At 52.1% G+C, this 22,058-nt stretch carries 17 protein-coding genes; 9 read left to right on the forward strand and 8 right to left on the reverse strand.

Annotated elements, in window-relative coordinates:
• Positions 1-2 precede the first annotated feature (2 nt).
• The 4 genes from U5L07_11925 to U5L07_11940 all read right to left on the reverse strand — a co-directional run bounded on the left by U5L07_11925 (position 3) and on the right by U5L07_11940 (position 6,213).
• Positions 3-1,490: a hypothetical protein gene (locus U5L07_11925; GenBank protein ID MDZ7832451.1), complete on the reverse strand. Its 1,488-nt coding sequence runs from the start codon at positions 1,488-1,490 to the stop codon at positions 3-5.
• Between the two features lie 339 nt (positions 1,491-1,829).
• Positions 1,830-3,200, reverse strand: coding sequence for a GMC family oxidoreductase (locus tag U5L07_11930; GenBank protein ID MDZ7832452.1), 1,371 nt, complete (start codon positions 3,198-3,200; stop codon positions 1,830-1,832).
• A 440-nt stretch (positions 3,201-3,640) separates the two neighbouring features.
• Positions 3,641-5,293 (reverse strand): 4Fe-4S binding protein, encoded by a 1,653-nt coding sequence (locus U5L07_11935; GenBank protein MDZ7832453.1) that lies wholly within the window; start codon positions 5,291-5,293, stop codon positions 3,641-3,643.
• A complete protein-coding gene (locus tag U5L07_11940) occupies positions 5,293-6,213 on the reverse strand; it encodes a DUF362 domain-containing protein (protein MDZ7832454.1) in 921 nt (306 codons plus the stop codon). Before U5L07_11940 ends, U5L07_11935 begins: the two co-directional genes overlap by 1 nt.
• 467 nt (positions 6,214-6,680) lie before the next feature.
• Here U5L07_11940 and U5L07_11945 point away from each other — a divergent pair, with 467 nt between their 5' ends.
• From U5L07_11945 to U5L07_11955, 3 genes are all read left to right on the forward strand, one after another.
• Complete coding sequence (locus U5L07_11945) at positions 6,681-8,348, forward strand: FmdE family protein (protein ID MDZ7832455.1); 1,668 nt, start codon at positions 6,681-6,683, stop codon at positions 8,346-8,348.
• Positions 8,349-8,420: 72 nt separating this feature from the next.
• Positions 8,421-8,858, forward strand: coding sequence for a hypothetical protein (locus U5L07_11950; GenBank protein MDZ7832456.1), 438 nt, complete (start codon positions 8,421-8,423; stop codon positions 8,856-8,858).
• Positions 8,859-9,138: 280 nt separating this feature from the next.
• Positions 9,139-9,486: an endonuclease domain-containing protein gene (locus U5L07_11955; GenBank protein ID MDZ7832457.1), complete on the forward strand. Its 348-nt coding sequence runs from the start codon at positions 9,139-9,141 to the stop codon at positions 9,484-9,486.
• Positions 9,487-9,790: 304 nt separating this feature from the next.
• Here U5L07_11955 and U5L07_11960 read toward each other — a convergent pair whose 3' ends face one another.
• Positions 9,791-10,789, reverse strand: coding sequence for a nitronate monooxygenase (locus U5L07_11960; GenBank protein ID MDZ7832458.1), 999 nt, complete (start codon positions 10,787-10,789; stop codon positions 9,791-9,793).
• Positions 10,790-10,819: 30 nt separating this feature from the next.
• Positions 10,820-13,936 (reverse strand): PAS domain S-box protein, encoded by a 3,117-nt coding sequence (locus U5L07_11965; GenBank protein ID MDZ7832459.1) that lies wholly within the window; start codon positions 13,934-13,936, stop codon positions 10,820-10,822.
• A 105-nt stretch (positions 13,937-14,041) separates the two neighbouring features.
• Between U5L07_11965 and U5L07_11970 the strand changes: the two genes are divergently transcribed.
• From U5L07_11970 to U5L07_11995, 6 genes are all read left to right on the forward strand, one after another.
• Entirely contained in the window at positions 14,042-14,854 is an 813-nt protein-coding gene (locus U5L07_11970) for an SGNH/GDSL hydrolase family protein (protein MDZ7832460.1), read from the forward strand.
• A 67-nt stretch (positions 14,855-14,921) separates the two neighbouring features.
• Positions 14,922-15,797, forward strand: coding sequence for an alpha/beta fold hydrolase (locus U5L07_11975; GenBank protein ID MDZ7832461.1), 876 nt, complete (start codon positions 14,922-14,924; stop codon positions 15,795-15,797).
• A gap of 209 nt (positions 15,798-16,006) precedes the next feature.
• Positions 16,007-16,429, forward strand: coding sequence for a PilZ domain-containing protein (locus U5L07_11980; GenBank protein ID MDZ7832462.1), 423 nt, complete (start codon positions 16,007-16,009; stop codon positions 16,427-16,429).
• A 481-nt stretch (positions 16,430-16,910) separates the two neighbouring features.
• On the forward strand, positions 16,911-17,324 hold the full coding sequence (locus U5L07_11985; GenBank protein ID MDZ7832463.1) for a response regulator: 414 nt from the start codon (positions 16,911-16,913) through the stop codon (positions 17,322-17,324).
• A 75-nt stretch (positions 17,325-17,399) separates the two neighbouring features.
• Positions 17,400-17,762, forward strand: coding sequence for a cupin domain-containing protein (locus U5L07_11990; protein ID MDZ7832464.1), 363 nt, complete (start codon positions 17,400-17,402; stop codon positions 17,760-17,762).
• Between the two features lie 5 nt (positions 17,763-17,767).
• Positions 17,768-18,757, forward strand: a complete 990-nt coding sequence (locus U5L07_11995; GenBank protein MDZ7832465.1) for a phosphatase PAP2 family protein — start codon at positions 17,768-17,770, stop codon at positions 18,755-18,757.
• Between the two features lie 266 nt (positions 18,758-19,023).
• Here U5L07_11995 and U5L07_12000 read toward each other — a convergent pair whose 3' ends face one another.
• Together U5L07_12000 and U5L07_12005 are read right to left on the reverse strand one after the other, a co-directional pair.
• Positions 19,024-20,166, reverse strand: coding sequence for a response regulator (locus U5L07_12000; protein ID MDZ7832466.1), 1,143 nt, complete (start codon positions 20,164-20,166; stop codon positions 19,024-19,026).
• 17 nt (positions 20,167-20,183) lie between these two features.
• A complete protein-coding gene (locus U5L07_12005; GenBank protein MDZ7832467.1) occupies positions 20,184-22,052 on the reverse strand; it encodes an ATP-binding protein in 1,869 nt (622 codons plus the stop codon).
• Between the last annotated feature and the right edge of the window lie 6 nt (positions 22,053-22,058).

The following is a 22,058-nucleotide window of genomic DNA, read 5'->3' on the forward strand; positions in this document are numbered from 1 at the left end:
GCTTATGCCTCCATCATGGAAAAGAGATTTGCCAGGGCCTCGCGCGCCTGGGCGGCGTCTGCTTCAAATTCGTCGTCTTCCGGTTTAAGGATTTCACACACCCATGAGACAAGCCCCGGCACAACCGCCCGGGCTGCCGGCTTTAATTCCGTCTGGCTGTCTTCCAAGAGGTTGCGGGCCGCTGCCGAGAGCTCATCCAGATCAATGGCGTCCGTAAACTGGCGGATAAACCCGGCGGCTGCCTCGGGCCGGGTCTCATAGAGACGGTTTAAAAGTCTGAGGGTGCTGTTTATGTATTCAGCGGTTTCCTGAATGTCATATGCGTCAACCGCCCGGGCCAGTGATCCGGTAAGGGTTTCGTCATCCAGGGTGTCCAGAAAGGCAAGCCGTCGATTGACCGCCCGCATTCGGATGTTTGCCATCACGGGCTTTTTTTCGATTTCTTCCTGAATGAATTCCTCTTTTCGGGCAGCTGCATCAAAAAATGCCTGATTGACCTGGTCCTTTAATTCACTGAGCAAAATCCGGGACTTCCACAGCGCAGCCGGATCGGTCAGGTCCAGGATTTCATCCAGCTTTTCGGAAAGGGTCCTGTAGATTTGGGGATTTCCCGCATCCCCCAAAAGGGCACTGCCGGTATGGATCTTTCTGACGATCTCTGAGAGCTCATTGGTCAACCCGGCAATGGCCGGCCCCTCCAGATCCCGGATAAACCCGCAGATAACATCGGTTAGAAGGTCCGGGGGGAGCTCGTTCATTTTTTTAATCGAGATGTTAAGGGAATCCGCAATGAGGTTGGCAATCAGCGGCAGCATGGAAAGCGCCACGACAACCTTTGCCGGATACTGCCAGATAATATGGTTGACCATCCGGACAATGGCCCGGATATCTGCGCCTGAATTCTCAAGCGCCTCCCGGACTTCCCCGAAATCGATGGATTCCACCCACTTGGAAAATCCGGGTTCAAGAATCCCGGCGAAGAATACAGGGTCGTTTTGGTGGATATCGTTTAGAATCCGTGAAGCCCGGGTGATTATCTCCCCGGACCCGCCGCCGGCGATCCCGGAGATCAGGTCTTTTACGATGGCCTGTTTCTCTTCGGCAGGGAGGGATTCAATGGTTTTAAGCGTGTTCGCCGCCGCTTCGGTCAATGCTTGGCATATTTCCGGCAGTCGGGCGGCCAGGCTTTCAATCATTGCCGGGTCTTCAAAAAGCTGCTGAAGGTTTTTGGCCTGGCCCAACATGTCAGGCCCGGCAAAGCTTTGCTGAAGGCTTTTTCCCACCATGCGGGAGATGAGGTTTTTGAAAAGGCTGCGATCCGCCCAAACGTGTAAAACTTCCGGAATTAATTCCCCGATTAGCTCGCGGACCTCCCGGGTCATCAAAAACTGCCGGACAACGCCGGCCTGAAATGATGGTTCGCTTCGATCAAGGTCGGATTTTTTGTATATCCCCACCGGGGTGGGAGACGCCGCATTGCCTGGACTCATCAGCAATATCCTCCGATAGCAGCTTCCTTAATTTATTATTTATTATTTGATCTCTTTTTATCTCGCAGAGATCGCTAAAGACGCAGAGAATTTTTTTTCTAAAAAGCGATTTATGCCGCAGCCTCGGTATTTTCGCAGAAAGTAACTCAAAAAGGCCCTGAAAATCCGTCCATACTGTCATTTCGAGCGCCAGCGAGAAATCTTTACAATAAGATTCCTCGTCGCTTTCGCTCCTCGGAATGACAGTGGCGGAACGGTTTGGAATAACCACATATAGTATTTAGTAGATCAGAAGGCATTTACGTCCCTGACGGCTTTGCGAGAGATTACCTGGCCCGGCTATGCACTTACGGCTTTTTGGGGTTCAGCTTCGTCATCTGATGGCACTGAAAAATTCGCGTCTTTTTTCTGGCTGCCAGCATCCGCCGCAACCAGATGCCCGGCCAGGCGTTTACCGAGCGAAAGCAGCGTCCAGGTGGGGGGAAGCCCCAGTTCCTTCGGGATGACAGAGCAGTCGCAGACATAAAGGTTGTCATATTTCGTTTTTAAGTCCGCATCGAGAATCTCGCCGATTTTAACCGTTCCGCCGGGATGAGCGGCCACCACCCAGCTTTGATAAATGTCGGAAGCGCCGGCATTCTGAAGAATGCGCTTGGCATGCACGGCCCCTTTGTGGAGTTTCAGCTTGTCATCCCGGGTGAGCGGTTTTCGGATCCACCCGTTTTTTGTAAGCTCCCCGCCGAGATTATCCCGGACTTTGATCATGATGGGCAGGGTATCGGCATAGGAAAATGCCTGTTTGAGCTTCAAGACTTCCAGATCAAGGATGATTTTCAAAAGATGCGGCATGTTAAAATCAGTCATGACAATGCCGTCATCCGCAAAATGCACGCCGGTGCTCATGGGCACGGATTTGCCGCTGCCCAGGCCCTTTATTTTGCCATATACAAAAATCAGGGGATCAAAGAAGAACTTGCTGCCGGTGTCTTTTATGCCGCTCTTGCGCAGAATCATGGGCGATCCCAGCCCCCCGGCGGCAATAATGGTGACCGGCGCGAATGCCTGGTAGGTTTCCCGGTTGCGCCGGTATTCAACGCCTACAGCTTTGTTGTTTTCAATGAGTGCCCTGGAAACTTTGGCCTTGTTAATAATGGTGGCTCCGTTTTCAAGGGCTTCATCCACGAAATGCCGGGCGTTCCATTTGGCTCCGTAAGGGCAGCCGTAACTGCAGAGCTGGCAATTCAGGCGGCATTTGTCCGGGTAGATGAATTTATTCATCTTGTGAACATCGTAACCGGCATTTCCGGCGCTGTCTAAAAACCGACGCGGGCCGGGCCCCATAAGATCCTCAGAGAGTGGAGCGACAGGAATATCAGCCGGTATGCCGGCAGCATCCTCCGAAATATCCACGCCATAGGATTTCAGCATATCAACCGGGGGATCAAAGGCCGTGGCGCAGTATAACATGGAGCTGCCGCCGGTGGTAATGCCGCGAATTGTGGCCAGCATCTGATTGGTAAAAAAAAGGCTTTTGCCCGGGATGGATGCCTGTGGAATCACCTGCGCGGCGCTGCCGCGGGTTGGTTCATAATCCCCCCATTCAAGGATCAGCACTTTTTTCCCGGCCCTGGAAAGCTCCCTGGCAACGGTGGCACCCCCTGGTCCCGTGCCCACAACAATGGCATCGAATTCGGTTTTTGGCAGCGGCATGATGCGTCTCCCCCCTAAGCTTTTAATTTTTTTAACCTAATACCTAACACCTAATCCCCAAAGTTATTCAGAAGTATTCTCCCCGGGCCGTGCGCCCGGGACCGAGCGTATAAATAACTTTAAAGGCACTGAGGCACGGTAAATTTGTTCTGTCTATTTTTCAGGCGGGCACGGTGGCCCGCCCTACGAATGGGGAAAAACCCGATTCATCGTAGGGTCGGCCACCGTGCCGACCATAAATTCTTGATTTCATTAACCTAATACCTAATACCCAAAACCTAAAACCCGTCAAGTTACTTAGAAGACAACGGCAAAAAGCCTTCCCTGATGGAAATACAAAGTAAGCACAGCAAAACAATGTTTACTCTGTCGACCGTCGACCGCCGACGAATACATTAAGGACCTATTGAAACGAAATGTCAAGGGAAAAGTTGGACTTTTTAGAGTGGCTCAAATCCCGGGGCCGGACCGTCGGAATCGGCATCCGGCGTTGCCGCATTCTCTCCTTGCGGGTAGGTTTTGGGAAGCAGGGGGTCGGATGCGGGCCGGAGGTTCATCTTGTAGCCCCGGATTTTTCCGGTTTCCCGGTAAGATCCGGTTTTAAGGCGCAGTTCATCCATGGGTGTCACCACGATGGCCGCATCATTCTGCACCGGGCAGTAGTGCTCGCAGTAACCGCAGCCGGCGCACCGGTCTTCTTTTACATGCGGCACCGGGTAGGGCAGTTCGGGCTTTTTTTCAAATTCAACCGCATCGTAGGGGCAGACCTCGTCACAGACCATGCAGCTTTTTTTGTGCTCCCATGCCAGGCACTTCTGCCGGTAGATCACAGCTGTCCCGGTTTTGGCCCAGACCCGCTCGCCGGAGGAGAGCGCTCGGATCGCGCCGGTGGGGCATACCTCGCCGCAGACGGTGCATCGCGGATCACAGTATTTGCGCCTTGGGATAATGGCCGGGCTGAACATCCCAATAAAACCGGCATCAAACCATATGGGCTGCAGGGTGTTGGTGGGGCAGGCTGTCATGCACTCCCCGCAGCGGACACAGGCAGACAGGAAGCTCGCCTCCGGCAGCGCACCCGGCGGCCGGATCAAGCGGGCGGCGCGGACCTCGCCTTCGGTATATTTGTCGGTGGCCGCGGTCAAGCCGGTAAGGCTTATCGCTGCGGTCCCCATGCCCGCTGCACCGGCAAGCAGAAACTGCCGCCGGGAAGGGGAGATCGGGGAATTGGCGGCTGCATGCGTATTAAGTGGCGCGGATAAGCTGAATTCAATCGCATCCTGGGGGCATAGTTTTGAACACTTTTGACAGGTAATGCAGGCCGAGTGATCGGTTTTTGACGGATCATCGATGCCAATCGCCCCCATGGGACAGTTTCTTGCGCATATGCCGCACTGGTTGCATGCATCGCTTACTTGGCGCCGGATTAGAGGTCTTTTGGCGGCAAGGGCCAGCATGCCCCCGGCCGGGCAGAGATAGCGGCACCAGAACCTGGGGGTAATTTTACCGGCCGCAAAGATCAGAATAAAAATAACCAGTACGAAAAATTGCGCGGCAAATCGGGACGGTTCAATTTCCGCAAACATGAGGGAGCGGATATCCAGGCGGTCGGCGATGGGGTATATGGCGGCCAGGCCAAAATCGGCGGTTAGTTCAATAACCGGATAGACAAGCAGGCCATACAGCCGGGTAATCAGGCCAAGGGGGGTGAGCCAGAAAATCAGGGAAACCCCGAATAAACCGGCGCCGGCCAGGAATATGAGGAGATAGAGATTTAGATGCGGTGAGAGCCATTCCGGCCCGTTTTGTGCCTTTGTCCCCCGTTTTTTCAGGCATCGGTCGGATAGATCAATGGTGGTCCCCATGGGGCAGATATAGCCGCAAAAGGCCCGGCCCAAAAAAACGGCCGAAACCAGAACGATCAGCGCCGGAATAAAGATCCATTTCAGGACGCGGGCCGACAGGGCGGTAACCCCGACCAGCGAAGGGTCCAGGCGAAGAAATAAGTCTGATGCCGCCAGATGACCGGCGCCGGCCAGAAGCGCCAGAAACAAGACCAGGCAAAAACCTTGAACAACTCGCCGGAAATTCATTAAACGGTTGTTTTCCGGACCTTCAGGTTCTCAATGTCCATTCGGCCGAGGCCCCGTTCATGGGCCAGGCGGATATGCTTGACCTGTTCCGGTGCATATTTTTTCCCATACCATTCAAATGCGGAGACCGTATAGGCATCCGCTGCCACCATATCGGTTGCCGCAATAATGGTTCCGGGCTCAATAACTTTGCCGGGCCCGCCAGGTCCCCCGGTGGTCAACACCCGGGTGGCATCCACCACGACGAGATCCGGCGTCAGGAGTGAGGCCAGATCAACAATGCTCTCGTGCAGGCCGATCCGGTGCATAATGCTCCGGTTCTGGATCAGCCCCATCATGCCTTTCATGGAAATGCTGACGCCGGCGCCGGAGTGGGATTTGGCCACAGGCACGGCAATCAGAACATCGGCATCCAGCACGGATTTTATCACATCGGTTTCTTTAAGGGTTTTGCCGTTTTTGATTTCAATTTCCTTAAAGCTCCGGGGGTTGGTTACCATCTGGGTCATGCCCGGTTCAATGGAATCACAAGCCGCGGCAATGCCGGAGGCTTCAAGGCAGCGCTCTGCCGGGGACAGGGGGTTGTCCAGTACCAGCACGCGGGCGGCGCCGGCTTCCTTGCACATGGCGGCAATGGTTTTGACTGCCAGCGGATGGGTGTTGGAAGCCCGCTCCGGACCCGTGGGAAAGCTCATGTTGGGTTTAATGACCACCTGGCTGCCCTTTTTGACAAATTTGGAGATGCCGCCGATCATTTCAACGGATTTTCGGACCGCCGCCTCAATGTCACCTTTAACCACGGCGATATCGGTCTGGTTTTGGGCAAACAGCCGGGCCGGGGCCAGAAGGGATGCGCCGGCCGCCCAGAGCATGCCGCCGGCCTGGTATCTTAAAAAATTTCGTCTGCTTATCAGCTTCATTGCATAATCCTTAAAAATATGGGGTTGGTTTGAAAATTATTTAAGCATATCATTCTTAATAATATACGTAATCTGATGCATTTCAATGCGCTGGCTTCAAAATTTTTTAAATACAGGCCTGAACACCTCTGCTGACTCGTACTCGTAATCGTAATCGTAATCGTAATGGGCTTTTGATCTTTTCGAGTACGAGTACGAGAACCGTCCCGCTTGCGCGGGACTGAGTACGATTAAGCCCCATAGGAGCAAGATTAAACCGAGTGTTAATAAGCCAGCAGCGTCGCCAAAAGGCCTGAGATTACAATCCCGTCAAATTTTTTCCCGGGTGCTGAAAATTGGCATGACGCACAAACCGGGGTTATGTTATTTGAGAAACAATATAGAGTTAAGAGTAAAATTGGATAGCCTTGGACTGTATACCTGAAGTTATTCAGAAAACCTTTTAAAGATAAAGGAATCGCGTGACCATGTGCCTTTCTGATCAGCGCATATGCGGTAAAACCTGGGATGAATTTTTGGAAATGATTCAATCCTTTCACGGATTTCCGGCCCCCGGGCTTGTGCTGGGCTCCTTTATGGTGGATTTGGCCAAATCCCTGATTGGCGAAGAGGTGGAGGCGGATGCCATTGTTGAAACCCGCCACTGCCTGCCGGATGCCGTGCAGATTTTTACCCCCTGTACCATCGGCAACGGGTGGATGAAAATCATGGATTGGGACAAATTTGCCCTGACCCTCTACGACCGTCACAATCTGGATGGGTACCGGGTTTGGTTTGATCTTGAAAAGGCCAAAGCCTATCCGGATCTTTACAATTGGTACATGCGGCTTGTACCCAAAAAGGATCTGCCGATTTCGGTGCTTTTAAAGGTTTTGGCCGAGGCGGGACATTCAGTGCTATCCTATGCGCCCGTTACAATGACAAGCCATTACACGCGCGAGAAGAAAAAGACCATTAATATCTGTGCCGGATGCGGCGAGGCATATCCCGCATGGCAGGGTTCTTTATGCCGGGCCTGTCAGGGGGAAGGCTATTATGCCGCACGCGTTGAAGATGAAAACACTGGTTCCGGTGCAGCGGATGCGGACGGCGCAGGCGCGGATTCTCCCAAATTAAAGAAAGTGCCGGTGGAGCAGGCGGTGGGCAAACGTTTGACCCATGATATCACCGAGATCCGCAAAGGCGAATTTAAGGGGCGGGCCTTTAAAAAAGGCCATGAAATCAGGCATGAGGATATCTGCCACTTCCATCGCCTGGGCAAGCAGCATGTATATATCGAGGAAGTCGAGTCCGCGCATATTCATGAAAATGAAGCGGCTGAACGTATGGCCAACGCCTTTTGCGGACCGGGGGTGATATGGCGGGGCGAACCGGTTGAAGGAAAGCTCAAGCTCCAGGCCAAAACCGACGGTCTGCTTACGGTTTCAAAACCCGCACTGGCGGATATCAATATGCTCGGCGAGGTCATGTGCGCCACCCGCCACACCCATACGATGGTCAAAGCCGGCGACATCGTCGCGGCAACGCGCGCCATTCCGCTTTTGGTCCGTAAAGCGGTGGTTGACCGGGCGGTTGAGATTGCGGCGGCGGCATCGGGCATCATTGACGTCATACCGCTCAATCAGGCCAGCGTGGGGATTATCATTACCGGCAACGAGGTCTATCATCAGATCATTGAGGATCAGTTCGAGGCGATTCTTCGGTCAAAAGTCACGGAGCTTGGCTCGAATGTCGCGGATGTGGCATTTGCGCCGGATGATGCCGATAAAATCGCAGTGATTCTCCGCCGCCTGCTTTCTGCCGGTGTGGATTTGATTCTTACTTCCGGCGGTATGTCGGTTGATCCGGATGACGTCACCCGCATGGGCGTGGTTAAGGCCGGCGGCAAGGCTTGCACCTATGGGTCGCCGGTGCTGCCCGGGGCCATGTTTATGATCGCCTATGTGGAGGATGTTCCGGTTTTGGGGGTGCCGGCCTGCGGCATTTATCACAAGACCACCATGCTGGACCTGATTCTGCCCCGCGTGCTCGCCGGCGAGCGGCTGGACCGCTCTGATATTTCAGAAATGGGCCATGGCGGTCTGTGCCTTGACTGCAAGGTCTGCCGCTTCCCGGAATGTCCGTTTGGCAAATAACTTAATGCCGGTGAGGGGTATGGGTGAGCATATTGACATCGGGTTTGACCGGGCCTATCGCCTGGGTGGGAGATGTTTTTTCACCGGGTCCGCATGGGGCCGGGGAAAGCTCTGGGGGCCGGGCGCCTGAAGGGAAAACCGGTTTTTTGTCTGCCCGGCGGTCCGGCCTCTAACGAAGCTGCATTTATCATGATTGCGTTCCCGGCGATTTTAAAAACAGCCGGATTTCGGCACTGCCCATATCTGTATCTGACGGGAAGACTGGAAACCGAGTTATACGGCCAGTCGGACTGGACCCAGCTCATCCAATGCGAGATCCGGCAGACATCGCCGGAGATTTTGCTTTTTCCCAGTAAATTGAAAAGCCGCCTCGCTGCCATGACCCGGACGCCGGCGATTGTGAAAATTTCGGAAGGGGTGGAAAGGATTGCGGCCGGTTCGCTGGTGCCATTTATTTGCCTTGATCGCCAAGTGTTTGAATGGCCGATAAATGACACCCCCTCACCTTAATCCTCTCCCCCGCAGGCGGGGGAGAGGAGATTGGGGCGCCGCGCGTGGGGCATCTTCGAAATGTAGTTTGTATCGTCGGTTTGTGCAGTCAGCTTCGGGTTAGTAAGGCAGGAAAAGAGCCGCCAGATCGGGTATAATAGCCTGAGCCTTTGCTATCTTTCCTGATGGCGTGTCAGTTATCATAATAACCGTGTCTGCTATCATAATAAAAACAGACTGAACACCTTTAGTTCCCTTCTCCCCTTTGAAGGGGAGAAGGTCAGGATGAGGGGATGATCGGGTGACAAAAACAAGGGCCAGAAACCTCAGAAAAAATCAGACAGACGCGGAAAAATGCCTTTGGCGATATCTGCGAAATCGGGGGTTAAAAAACCATAAATTCCGGCGGCAGCATCCGGTCGGCCCGTATATTGCTGATTTTGCGTGTGTGGAAAAAGGCCTTATCGTTGAGCTTGACGGCGGCCAGCACGCGCTCCAGGCGGAAGATGACGCCGGGCGGACGGCTTATCTTCAATCCAGAGGTTTTCAGGTATTAAGGTTTTGGAACAATCAGGTGTTAACAGAGACCGCTGCAGTTTTGGAAATGATTGTAGCGGTTTTAGAAGGAAGTAACACCCCCTCACCTTAATCCTCTCCCCCGCAGGCGGGGGAGAGGAGATTGGGGCGCCGCGCGTGGGGAAGTCTCAAAATGTTAAAGTGCTGTTGGTTCGTGCTGATGGCGTGTTTGTCCATCATGCATACAAGTATCTGCATGTCATAATCGAAAAGTCTGTTTGATGTGATAGAAGAGTTCGTATGATGTGATAAAAAAGTCTGCTTGATGTGATAGAAATGGATTAAATACCTCTAGTTCCCTTCTCCCCTTTGAAGGGGAGAAGGTCAGGATGAGGGGATGATAGAAATTGACAAAAAACTGAGAGCTTACCCTGGTTTTAAAAATCTCCGGCTTTTTCCTTCAACGCCTCGAACTTCGGGCCTACCGCCTCAACAATTTCCTCAATGACCGCGGCGGCGCTTTTGACTTCATTTATCATGCCGGCAAACTGGCCGCAGCAGATTTCCGCTTCATCGGCATTTCCCAGGTTCTGGGCATGGTACTGGGAATGGGCGTTCAGGTATGCCGCAAGTTCTTCCGGATCGGCCCCGGATTTGTGTCTCTCTGTATATTGCTCCGTAAATTTATTGCGAAGATCCCGGGCGACCATAAAGTCCTTGGAAATCGTCACCGTGCAGGCATCCCGGCAGTTTATGATCGCCTCCTTGACCCTATGGTGGCTTTCCGATTCCTGGGTCGCCATAAACCGGGTGCCCATATAAATCCCGTCTGCGCCAAGGGCCATGGCGGCCAGCACGCCCCGGGCATCCCCGATGCCGCCGCCGGTGACGACCGGGATGCTTACCGCATCGGCCACCATGGGAGTCAGGGCAAATGTGGTCAGCTCTGTAAAGCCTTTGTGGCCGCCCGCCTCATAGCCTTCGCAGATCACCGCGTCCACACCGGCTGCCTCGGCTTTCTGGGCATGCCGGCCGGTGGATATGGCATGGAGAACCTTGATGCCGGCTTGCTTTAACCGGTCCGTATAGATATCCGGCCGCCCCACAGAGGCGATAACCACCGGCACCTGCTCGTCAATGATCACTTCAACGATTTTTTCCGAATACTTTACGGTTTCCCCCACGCCGATCACCACGTTAACGCCAAAGGGTGCATCCGTGAGCGCCCTTACTTTGCGAATCTGTTCACGCATGCGCTCTGCCGTGAGATCCACATCATGGGTAATTTCCGAGGCCCCGGAATTGGGCCCCAGGGTGCCCAACCCGCCGGCGCCGGATACGGCGGCGACCAGTTCAGCCCCGCTCACCCAGTTCATCGGGGCCTGGATAATCGGGTAGCGGATGTCAAGCAGATCACAAATCCGGTTTTTGGCCATGATTTTCCTCCTTTGATAAAAGGAAATATATTACCGATCCAGAGCCTCGCGAACCTTTTTCAGCATTCTCTCCAAAGGGTAGGGTTTTTGCAGGAAATAAAAGCGGTTTTTTTCAATAATATCGATCCGGGCCTTCTCTTCGGTATAGCCGCTGCTAAGAAGAATGCGGGTGCCCGGGGTTTTTTGAATGATTTTTTGGGCAAGCTCAATGCCGTTGCCATCCGGCAGGATCACATCGCTGAACAACAGGTCAAACCCGGGTTTTGCCTGGTCGATGAATTGGCTGGCTTCGGCAACAGAGGCCGTTGCCTCGACCTGATAGCCATTCATAAGAAGCGCTGAACAGATCATTTCCCGGACCTCGTCCTGATCCTCAACCAGCAGAATCCGCTCGCCCTCTCCCCGGTTTTTGGGTTGGGCGTGCATATCATCCGGCAGATCTTTATCTTCAGCTGTTTCTTCGCTTTGCTCAAGGACCGGCAGGTAGATCTTAAAGCGCGTCCCATGCCGGGGTTCGCTGTAGACATTGATCCAGCCGCCGTGCTGTTTGATCACGCCGTAGACCACGGACAAGCCCAGGCCGGTGCCCTGGCTTGAGACTTTGGTGGTAAAAAACGGTTCGAATATATTTTCCGCCACTTCAGGCGCCATGCCGCAGCCGTTGTCTTCGAAGGTCAGGCAGACGAAATCCCCCGGGCGGGCGTAGGCAAACTGTCGGCTGTAAAATTCGTCGATATGAATGTTTTCCGTAATGATGCGAAGCGTTCCGCCTTCAGGCATGGCATCCCGGGCATTAACGACAAGGTTCAGGATGATCTGCTCCATCTGGGCGGGATCGGCGTTGATCCGGCTTAAATCTTCGGCCAGTTCCGTTCGGAGTTCGATGTTTTCGCCGATCAGGCGCCGGAGCATTTTGTTCATATCCGCCACCACCTGGTTTAAGTTAATCGCCGATTTCTCGAGTATCTGCCGTCGGCTGAAGGCCAGCAGCTGGCGGGTCAGTGCCGCGGACCGATCCGCGGCGTTTTTGATTTCATGGAGATATTTTTCCCGGGCCGCCGGCTCGTCTTTTTTAAGCTGCATCAGCTCGGCGCAGCCCAGAATGGTGGTCAAATAGTTGTTGAAATCATGGGCCACCCCCCCGGCCAGCGTGCCGATGGCCTCCATTTTCTGGGAGTGATAAAGCTGGGTCTGGATCTGATCCTTTTCCTGCCGGGCCTTATTGAGATCGGTGATGTCTGTTAAAATCCCCAAAAAACCGGCAAATTCGCCGTCTTCATTAAACATGGGGTTGGGGGATACGATCGTGGATAGCACCCGCTCATCTTTGCCGATCCAGTCGATTTCAAAAACATGCGTGTCGCTTTGCGGCCAGTTGGCCACTTCAGTCTCAAGTTTTTGCTGATTTTTTTCATCCAAAAATTCAATCGCCGGCCGGCCGATAATTTCTTCAGCCGCGTATCCGGACATCCGGCAGAGGGCCTTGTTGACATAGCTGATATAAAGCTGATGATCAATAATGGTCACGCCGTCGTTCATGGTTTCCACAAGCGTTCGGTAATTCCTGAGTGCGGCTTCAGCTTCTTTTCGCTGGCTGATATCCCGAACCAGCCCCTGGATCACCTGCCGGCCGTTTAGTTCAAAGGCAGACGCAGAGACTTCCGCCGGGAATCGCCGGCCGGTTTGGGTCTCGAATTCGATTTCGAAATTGACAAATCCCTCACTGAAAAGGGATTCAAAAGCGGCGTCGCTGCTCGCCTGGGATTCAGAGGAGTGGAGATCCTGGACGTTTAAACCCAGCATTTCGGATTTGGAATAGCCGAAAAGCTCAAGCGCCTTATTATTGACATCAAGGATCACGCCGTCCGTCTGGTGGATGAAGATGCCGTCATTTGAGTAAAGGAAGAGCTTGCTGTATTTTTCTTCGCTTTCACGGATTTTGAGCTCGTTTTCCCGGCGCTTGGCGCTCATGTCATCAAGCTCATCCTTGATGAGCTTAATGGAGTTGAAAACGCTGGCAAACGGATGCTTGGGGTCAATTTCTTCAAAATCCGTATCAATCCCTTCTTTTTCCCAGTTAATGCTGCCGATAAACAGAAGCAGATCATCCACATAGCGCTGGATCAGCCCCTGCTGGGCTTCATCTTCGGTCCTGGGATGCTTAGGGGCCGCCTTTTGATCCGCCCGGATCATTTCAAATGCCTGGTTGATGTCGTCGGCTACGGCGATGGCAAAGGGCATAAAGGGCCTGGCCATCTTAACGGCCGTTGCGACCAGGGGATTGGCGCCAAACAACAGGTACATCCGGAAGGGGATTTCCCGGTGCCAGTTGAGCACGTATTTCATGAATAATTGGCGGCTCTTGCGGCTGAACCCCGAAATTTTCGATGCATCCACCACAATATAGTCAAAATCCGCCTGCTGTTTGACCGAATTATGAATTTTATTGACCATCGGAATGTGCTCGGCCTTAAGCTGGCCATCCGGCTGGGAAAAGAGGATTTTACGGTCAATAATAACGGTTTTGCTGCAGTAGTCCGGCGTTTTGAATTCCCAGTCCGGTGTGGTGAGAAGTTCTGTCGGAGACAGGGTTTTATCCTCACCGCCGTATTTAAAGGGCTGATCGAATATGAAATCCCCCGGCTTCAACTCGTTGGCTTTGCAGACTTCAAGGGCTTTTTCAATGGCCTGGCGGTATCGCTTGACGGCGAAGACTTTGTTACCGGTAAGGGCAAAGCGCTGCCCGATTTTTACGGCCAGTTTCATCAGCTGAGAAAGATTGCAGAAAATTAAAGAGAGGAGCCGATCTTTGCTGTTGAAATGGTCGATAAAATATTTTCTGGCGTCAATACTGGCATTTTTGAGGCGGAGATAGTCTTCGATCTGCAGATAATGGCCGGATCCGCCGGCCACATGGGCGGCGACGGCTTCATTCAATGCAAGTGAGGCTTCAACGCCCTGAAGGCTGACATGGCCTTCAGGGCGGGAATAAATGATGCGATCGCCGATCAGCCAGAAATTGGCGAAGTAATCCGCATCGAGTTTTTGACTTTGCCATTCCGGTCGGGTATATATTTCTAATCCGGTGAGCGGACAAAAATATTTGATGGTGTCTGTGGGCTGGTTTTCATCCGGTGCCATGTTCATATCGAATAATGCCGCTTTAAGTTTGGTTTGTGTTTTAATAATAGAAAATTGAATTTATATAAAGAAAAATTTTAATCCGGGCGGCGTCCATCAAGGAGGTGTGTTTTGGGCTGGGAAACCTGTGATACTTCGATTTTTAAGGATCTTTTTAAAAAATACAAACACTTAAATCCCATCCGGATCCTGGCGGAAGGCGATTCCTGGTTCACCTATCCGCGGCGCTTCCTGCTTATCGGCAAAGACGTCAACATAATTGACCATCTGGCCCGGGAAGACAACCTCTTGATTTTAAATACCGCATCAAACGGGGATGAGATCGTTGATATGATCTCCGGCGAGCAGAAATTCGCGCTGCTTAAACGCCTGCACCATATCGATTTTGATGTGGTGCTGCTCTCAGGCGGGGGCAATGATATTGTGGGCCGCTATGATCTCGGCTTTCTGCTGTATGAGAAAACCCCGGAAATGGAGTGGCGGGAATGCATTAACGCCACCCGTCTGTTTATTAAAATCCGGCAGGTGGAGCTGGCCTATCGGGAGCTTATAGAACGGATCATCGAAATCCGGCCCCAAATCCGCATCGTGATGCACACCTATGATTTCCCCATACCCTCGGACAAGGGCTATGAGCTCTTTGATGTGATACCCCTCGGAAAGTCCTGGATCTACCCCTATTTTATGCAAAAAAAGATCCATGACCCGGAAGATCAGCGAAAGATCATCCGCAATATGCTGCTCAGGCTCAAAAGTACCCTTAGCAAAATTGAAAAAGATTATCCCCGGAATGTGGTGGTCGTAAACACCCAGGGGCTTTTAGAAAAGCGCCACTGGGCCAATGAAATCCACCCAACATCACAGGGATTCGGCCTTCTCGCCCAGAAGATCTATTTTGAGGGAATCATCGGCCGGAAAGCCTGATACGGAAAACATGCATAATGCCACAAATGAATACATCTTTCTTTAATTTCTTTCATTGGAATGGCTTATGATCATCATCTACATTCTTTTAATTCTTTATCTGATTGCGCTTATTGCGACCATAAACCTGTATTTTGTGGCCTGGTATGATTATGTCAACTTCCGGGCCGCTCAACCGGACAGCGGGGAGTGGCGGCAGTCCATCCACACCGGGAGAATGCTCTTATACGTGTTTTTGGAGTCGCTCGCCCTTTTTTTTCATGTCATTACGCAGCCGCTCCGGTATCTTTTTGACCGGATGCCGCCCAAAAAGGTTTCGGATCCCCGCCCCCCGATTCTTCTGGTTCACGGCTGGAGCTCGGGCAGCCACGCCTTTATGCTGATTTCCTGGTATTTGAAACGGAAAAAATTTAAAAATATCTATACCATGACCTACCGGCCGGTGATGGCTGACCTTGAGGGGCTATCCCAAAAAGTGGCGGATCGCATCAATGAGGTGCTTAAGAAAACCGGCGCAGAAAAGGTCAATATTGTTGCCCACAGCCTGGGCGGTGTATTGGCCCGCTATGCCATCAAGAATCTGTATATGGAAGACAAGGTGAGCCGGCTCATATCCATCGGCTCCCCGCACCGGGGCAGTCGGGTGGCCGCGCTGTGGCCCTATGGCCGAAACACGCTGCAGCTCTTGTATGAAAGTGATTTTATAAAGGCGCTTGAAGAGGGCGGCCTAACCCCGGGCCGGGTCAAATATGTATCCATCTATTCGGCGTTTGATAATTTTATCATCCCCCAGGAATCCGCGAACCTGGGCGATAGCGCGGTTAACCATAAGTTATCCTACCACGGCCATCTCCGGCTGCTATACAGCCATAAGGTCAACCGGCTTGTCCGGGAAGCGCTCGAAGGCGGGCTCGATGCCGGGGACGCATCGGCCAAACATTAAGACAGCATTTGTTTTACCGTCTCAAGCATCTCCGAGATCTGGAAGGGTTTCTGCAAAAACTGATATTTCATGAACCTAAATTTTCAATGTCAAAGCGGTTGTGCCGCAATATGCGTTTTAAACGCATGCTTTATTGACATGAACCCGGGTATGCTTTAATAATAAAAGAGATTTAAATCTGTGGCGTTCATTCCGATTTAGAGGTGTATATGCCCAAAAAACACAAACGAACCAGCACAAGATCCCAGGTGTGGCCGGAGACGCAGGCCATTGTCACAGCCACTGACCCGCTTTCCGCAAGCGGCCGGGGAGAGATCAAAATTGATGGTAAAGTAAAGGACATCGGATCGCTCGGCATGTTTCTGATTACCAAGGAATATCTCCCCAACAATGATGATGTTGAAGTTGAAATCATATTCGACCCGGACTCGCAGGTTCCCAATTTAAAGATCAAGGCGATAGGCAAAACTGTGCATAGGACGCATGAGGGCATTGGAATTAAGTTTACCAGTATCGATCTTTCCCGATTGCAGAAATGCATTGTTGAAAAAATGAACCGGGAAGAAAGAGCCGCAAATTCAATGTATACATTGGGAGAAGGGCATTCAAAAGCCCGGGAGCAGAAGAACTGATGCCATCCTTTTCTTAATCTCATTCTTGCAAAGCCGCAAAGAACGCAAAGATTTTGAAAGCCATGCGGTTTTTTGCTGTTATTGCTATACCCCGCCTTTTTTCCGCCTCTATCCAATCTTTTTTTATACGGTTAATCTGTTCTAACCGCAAAGCCCATAACCACGGTCCTGTTAACGGACAGATAGTCGGCACGGTGGCCGACTCTATGACGCATGTCGCCGTAGTAGTAGTAGGGCAGGCCACCGCGCCTGCCTAAAAAAAGCAGGCCACCGTGCCTGCCTAAAAAAGACAGAACAAATTTACCGTGCTTTTTTTAATGCAGAAATTGAATCTGCTTTAAAGATTTGGTATAAGAAAATTCTAGTTCGTTCGAGCAGTTTTGGTGCGGATCGTTAAAATTCGAAACCAACGGCACGCTGGAGTAAAATCAACCAATGCCGGGCTTTCAGCATATATCTGCCGGCCGCAAAAGGCAATGCTATGGCGTCTGATACAAAGCGCGGGAAAAAAGATGAAATTCTGCATGGCTCTGAGTCTGTGCTCTTAGTTGATGACGAGGAGATGGTTCTGGATGTGAGCAGGGAACTTTTGGAGGGGCTGGGCTACTCGGTGGAAACCGCTGGCAGCGGAAGCGCAGCCCTTGAAATCCTTGAGGCGAAAACCGATGCCATTGATCTGGTGATTCTGGACTTTACCATGCCGGAAATGGGCGGAGAGGAGACTTTCCGGCACCTCAAGTCAATCCGTCCGGATGTGCCGGTGCTGGTATCCAGCGGTTTTTCATTAAACGCCGAGGTGGGCGAAATCCTCCGGCATGAGCGGACCGGATTTATCCAGAAACCCTTCCGGCTGCATACGCTTTCGCAGAAGGTCCGTGAGATATTGGATGCATAGCCGGTTTAGGAAAGGATCATATTAAACCGCCGAAAAAGGAAGATTAACCTTTTTATTTGAGAAACGGAGCCTCTTATGTTTGTTAAAAAAATAGACAGCGTCCCCAAGGTTAAGGTCACAACCGGCGAAAAGGCATGGAAGCAGGTTCTGATCAGCGTGCAGGAGGCGCCGAATGCGGCCCTGCGCCGGTTTATACTGGAGCCGGGCGGCCATATCTCCAATCATACCAATACGGTTGAGCATGAACAATTCGTGCTAAACGGTCGCGCCCGCATCGGCATCGGGGAGAAAGTCTATGACGTGGCCAAAAATGACACCGTCTATATTCCGGCCGGCACGCCGCACTGGTATCAGGTGTCCGGGGAGGAGCCGTTTGAGTTTATCTGCGTTGTCCCGAACAAGGAGGATGTTATCGAGGTGCTGGAAGAAAAAAGCTGACCCGAATGTTTCAGACAGACTTCATACTTTTTATCCAATCGTATGCCTCCGCGTCTTTAAATACGTTTTTTCTATTTATTACCAGCCTAAACGACGAGAGCACCATCCAGGCCGTTATCATTTCCTTTCTTTTTGGCGTCAATTTCCGCAAGGGATTTCTTCTTCTTCAACTGACGGTGGTAAACGGCATTGCCACCGGATTTTTCAAAAATTTTTTTGCCCTGCCGCGGCCGTTTAACGTGGATGCCGCCATTCAGACCCCGGGCTATACTCCGGATCCGGCCGGCGTTTTAAACGGACAAGATGCGAAAACCTTATGGGGATTGCTTCCGGAAGAGGCAGTGGCAGATTTCCGCATGCACCGGTTCAACAGCTTTGGGTTTCCTTCCGGCCATACCAGCAGCGCCGTGGCCCTGTGGGGCGGGATTGCCCTGCTGTTTAAAGACTGGCGGATCAGGGCGGGCTGCCTGCTGCTTATCCTGCTTATCCCATTCTCCCGGATTTATCTGGGCCGGCATTTCCCCGCGGATGTTTTGGGCGGATATGTTCTTGGCGGCGGCCTGCTTTTTCTGTTTCATTGGTTTGCATTTGCAAATCCCAGCATTCAGGCCATCCTGTTTGAAAAATCCGGCGAAGGCCGGGGGAAGGGTTGGATTCTGGCGGCATTGGGGTTTCTGGTGCCTGTGCTCTTGATCGGCTTAAGGGTTCAGCCCGAGTACGCGGCCATGTGGCTGGGGGTAAACATCGGGTTTTTTGGGGTTCGGCTAAGGGGGATTCCGGATGACAGGGCCCCTGTGATAAAACGTATCGGCCGCATCCTGCTGGCCGGGGCATTGTTTTTGGTTCTGGAGCAGCTGGCCGAACCTATGATCGACTGGTGCCGGTCCGCAGATGCCCCTCTGCTGATGTATTTTATTATCACCTGCCTGATGATGCTTTTTATCTGGCTTTCCACGGAAGCCATGGTGAAACTGGGATGGATGCATAGGGAATGAATGGATGCCGGCCGTTTTTGAAATCCCCCCCGAAATCCCCCTAAATCCCCCTTTGGCCAAAGGGGGACTTAACGGAAATGGCCGTTTTTTATGAGCCTTTTCCAAAGCCAAAAGCACTGAGGGAAAAAAGGAACAATAGGTTTCAGGTTTCAGGTTTCAGGAAAGATTATGCGAGCGAGCCCAAAATTTTGCAAGCCTGAACACTGAACACTGAACACTGAAACCTTGAACCTTGAACTGTGAACCGTGAACCTCAAGTTATTCCATCAATCAATAATCGGAAAAAACACCCGGAAAATACTGCCTCTGCCTTCTTCGCTTTCAACCGAGATCCCGCCGTTGTGCGCTGCAGCAATGCCCAGGGCCACGGGCAGACCCAACCCACGGCCCATAAAGTTGGTGGAGTAGAACGGATCAAAGATATCTTCAAGGTTCGAATCGGCGATTCCGCACCCGGCGTCGCTGATTTCAAGACAGGCATAGTCCGCATCCATGGGCGCCCATTCAAGAGGAAAGCAGTGAGTGCGGGTAAAATCCGAGGGATGCCCGGTCTTTACAGAAAGACAGATCATGCCTTTGCCCCCGTTCATGGCCTCCCGGGCATTGGTGATCAGATGGGTGATCATCTGATGGATCTGCGCGGTATTGGCTTTTATGACCGGCCCGGGGGTTTCCAGGTCAGTGGTTAAAATTGTCTGTTCGGAAACAATCGCCTGAAAAAGGGGCAGATTCGTTCGGCAGTAATCAGAGAGATCCACAGTTTCATTTCTGCCGGGGGTTTTGCCGGTATAGGTGAGCATCAGTCCACTCAGTTCAGCCGCGCTTTCAGCCGATTCCATGGCGGCATAAAGCGTTTTGGGCACCGGCCCGATTTCAGCCACATCACTGATGCCCATTTCAAGGTTTCCCATCATCGCCTGAAGGTAATTGTTGAATTTGTGGGCAATGGCGCCGGCCATACGCATCAGGCTTTTAGCTTTCAGGACCTGCTGATGCTGGGCCTCTTTTTTCCGCAATGATTCTTTGGCATGGACGAGCGCCAGGTGGGTCTCAATCCGGGCCAGCACCTCAGGCTCCTGGAAAGGCTTGGTGATGTAATCCACCCCGCCGGCGGCAAATGCTTTCAGCTTCTCCTCCAGCTCATCCAGGGCGGTAATAAATATAACGGGTATCTCCCAGGTCTCAGGCGCGGCCTTTAGCTGCCGGCAGACCTCATAGCCGTCCATTTCCGGCATCATGATATCCAGCAGGATCATGCCAGGCGATTTGTCAAAAATCGCGTCCAGTGCCATGGCCCCGCTGATGACCGGTCTGGCCTGATATCCCCGGTTTTTCAGGATACCCGCAAGAATGCGCAGGTTGTCCGTATTGTCGTCAACAATGACAATGTCAGGTTTTTGCTCTTCCATACCAAATAAAGTCCCCGTCAACGTCTATCCGCCCGGATCAGCTGCAGGATTTTATCATAGGCGAAATTGTCCACCAGTTCTGCAAAACGTGCGGCCATATGCGCGTCATATGCCTTTATCTTTGCAATAAGCGCATGCAGCGACTCCATTTCCGCCCGACGGGCAGCGGTTTCCATCTCAATGAGCAGGTTCTCCGGAACATGGGCGATTTGCTCGGCAGGCAAACGATTCGGCGGGGCGCCGGTTTTGTCCGGCACGGCTACCAGATAATCCGAAGCCACCCGGTCATGGGCATCACCAGCCGCTTCCGCCGCAGCTTCAGCCGGCACCAGGGTAATTGAAAATAAAAAAACACTGCCCTGGCCCAACGCGCTTTTTGCTGTCAATTCGCCGCCCATGAGCTCTACATATTTTCTGCTGATGGAAAGCCCAAGACCCGCGCCATTTAATTTTTTCCCCTTGTTTTCGCCCTGCACGAACGCCTCGAATATGTCATCCAGATAATCCGTGGCAATTCCGCACCCCGTATCCTCAATCGTAAAGCGCACCCTATGGCTTTCCCGGCCGGCCGCCATCTCGTTTTCCTTTGCGACAGAAACCTGAATATTTCCGCTTTCCGTAAACTTCAAAGCATTCTGAACCAGATTGATCAACACCTGCCGGAGTTTAACACTGTCAGCCTTTATCAGGCGGGGTATATCCGGCGCCAGAAAATACTCAAATTTAAGCCCTTTGGCCTCAGCCATGGATGCAAACATTTCCCTTAAATCTTCCATCAGATGCCGGATATCTGTCGCCTGCTCATTCAATGGAATCCGGCCGGCCTCGATTTTGGCCATGGTGAGCACCTCATTAATAAGCGCCAGCAGGTGCCGGCCGTTTCTGTTGACACTGGCCAGCTGCTTTTTTTGCTCCGTCCCCAGACTGCTGTTTTGGGATATGAGCTGGGAAAAACCGATGATCGCATTAAGCGGGGTTTTCAGCTCATGGCTCATGTTGGCCAGAAACAGGCTTTTGGAGCGGTTGGCGGATTCAGCCGCTTCCTTGGTCGCAGACAGCTCTTCAATCCGCTTGTTAAGTTCCTTATGAATGGCCCTCAGATTATCCGCGGTTAAATTAATGGCAGTGGACATGGCACTGATTTCATCTTTACCCGGAGCTTTCAGCTTTTCCGGAAAACCGCCCCGGCCGAGGGAGTCCATGGCCTGGCGCCAGGCGGAAAAGCTCTGGTTTAACTGCAGGAGAAAAGCCACAAGGATGGTGCACACAATCATCCCGATCAAAAGACTCATCAGAATAATTTGTTTGACGGTGGTGTTCATCCGGTGATTGATTTCCTGCTCCACCATTTTACTAAGTGTGGCAAGCTTGGCTTCAAATTGTGAGCCTAAAAATAAGACGGCGGTATCCACACTGTTTTTGAGGGCCAGCACCTGATAATCCCCGGAGTCCATATACTGATAGATAAGTCCGTCCCTTGAGGCATTAGGTTTTTGAAAATAGGCTGTCAGCTGGCGGTCTACCCGGTCGAGCCGGCCCTGGGTAGTTTCCCAGAACGCATTCATGGACTTTATCATGGCCTGCTGTTCTTCGGTTTTAAGCAGCGCGTTGATAGATGATGATGCGGCGAGTTGTCTCAGCCGATCCTGAAGCGTGCGGTAATTTCTGCGCCATTCGGCAAATGTATTGTCCAGGGTTTCAGCGGAGAGCATCTCGTTCGTCAGCCGCTGCAGATCCATCAGCGTATGCATGGCATCATGGCAGATGGCTTCGGCATCTTTTAAATTTTTCACGGTTGACAGCAGATAACCGGAAAGTCCCGATATGCTGGCCAGTCCGAATACCACCACCAGGACGATGATTAAAAAGTGGGTCTTTAGCTTCATGCATCC

It is taken from the genome of Desulfobacterales bacterium (assembly GCA_034520365.1).
Classification (GTDB): domain Bacteria; phylum Desulfobacterota; class Desulfobacteria; order Desulfobacterales; family Desulfosalsimonadaceae; genus M55B175.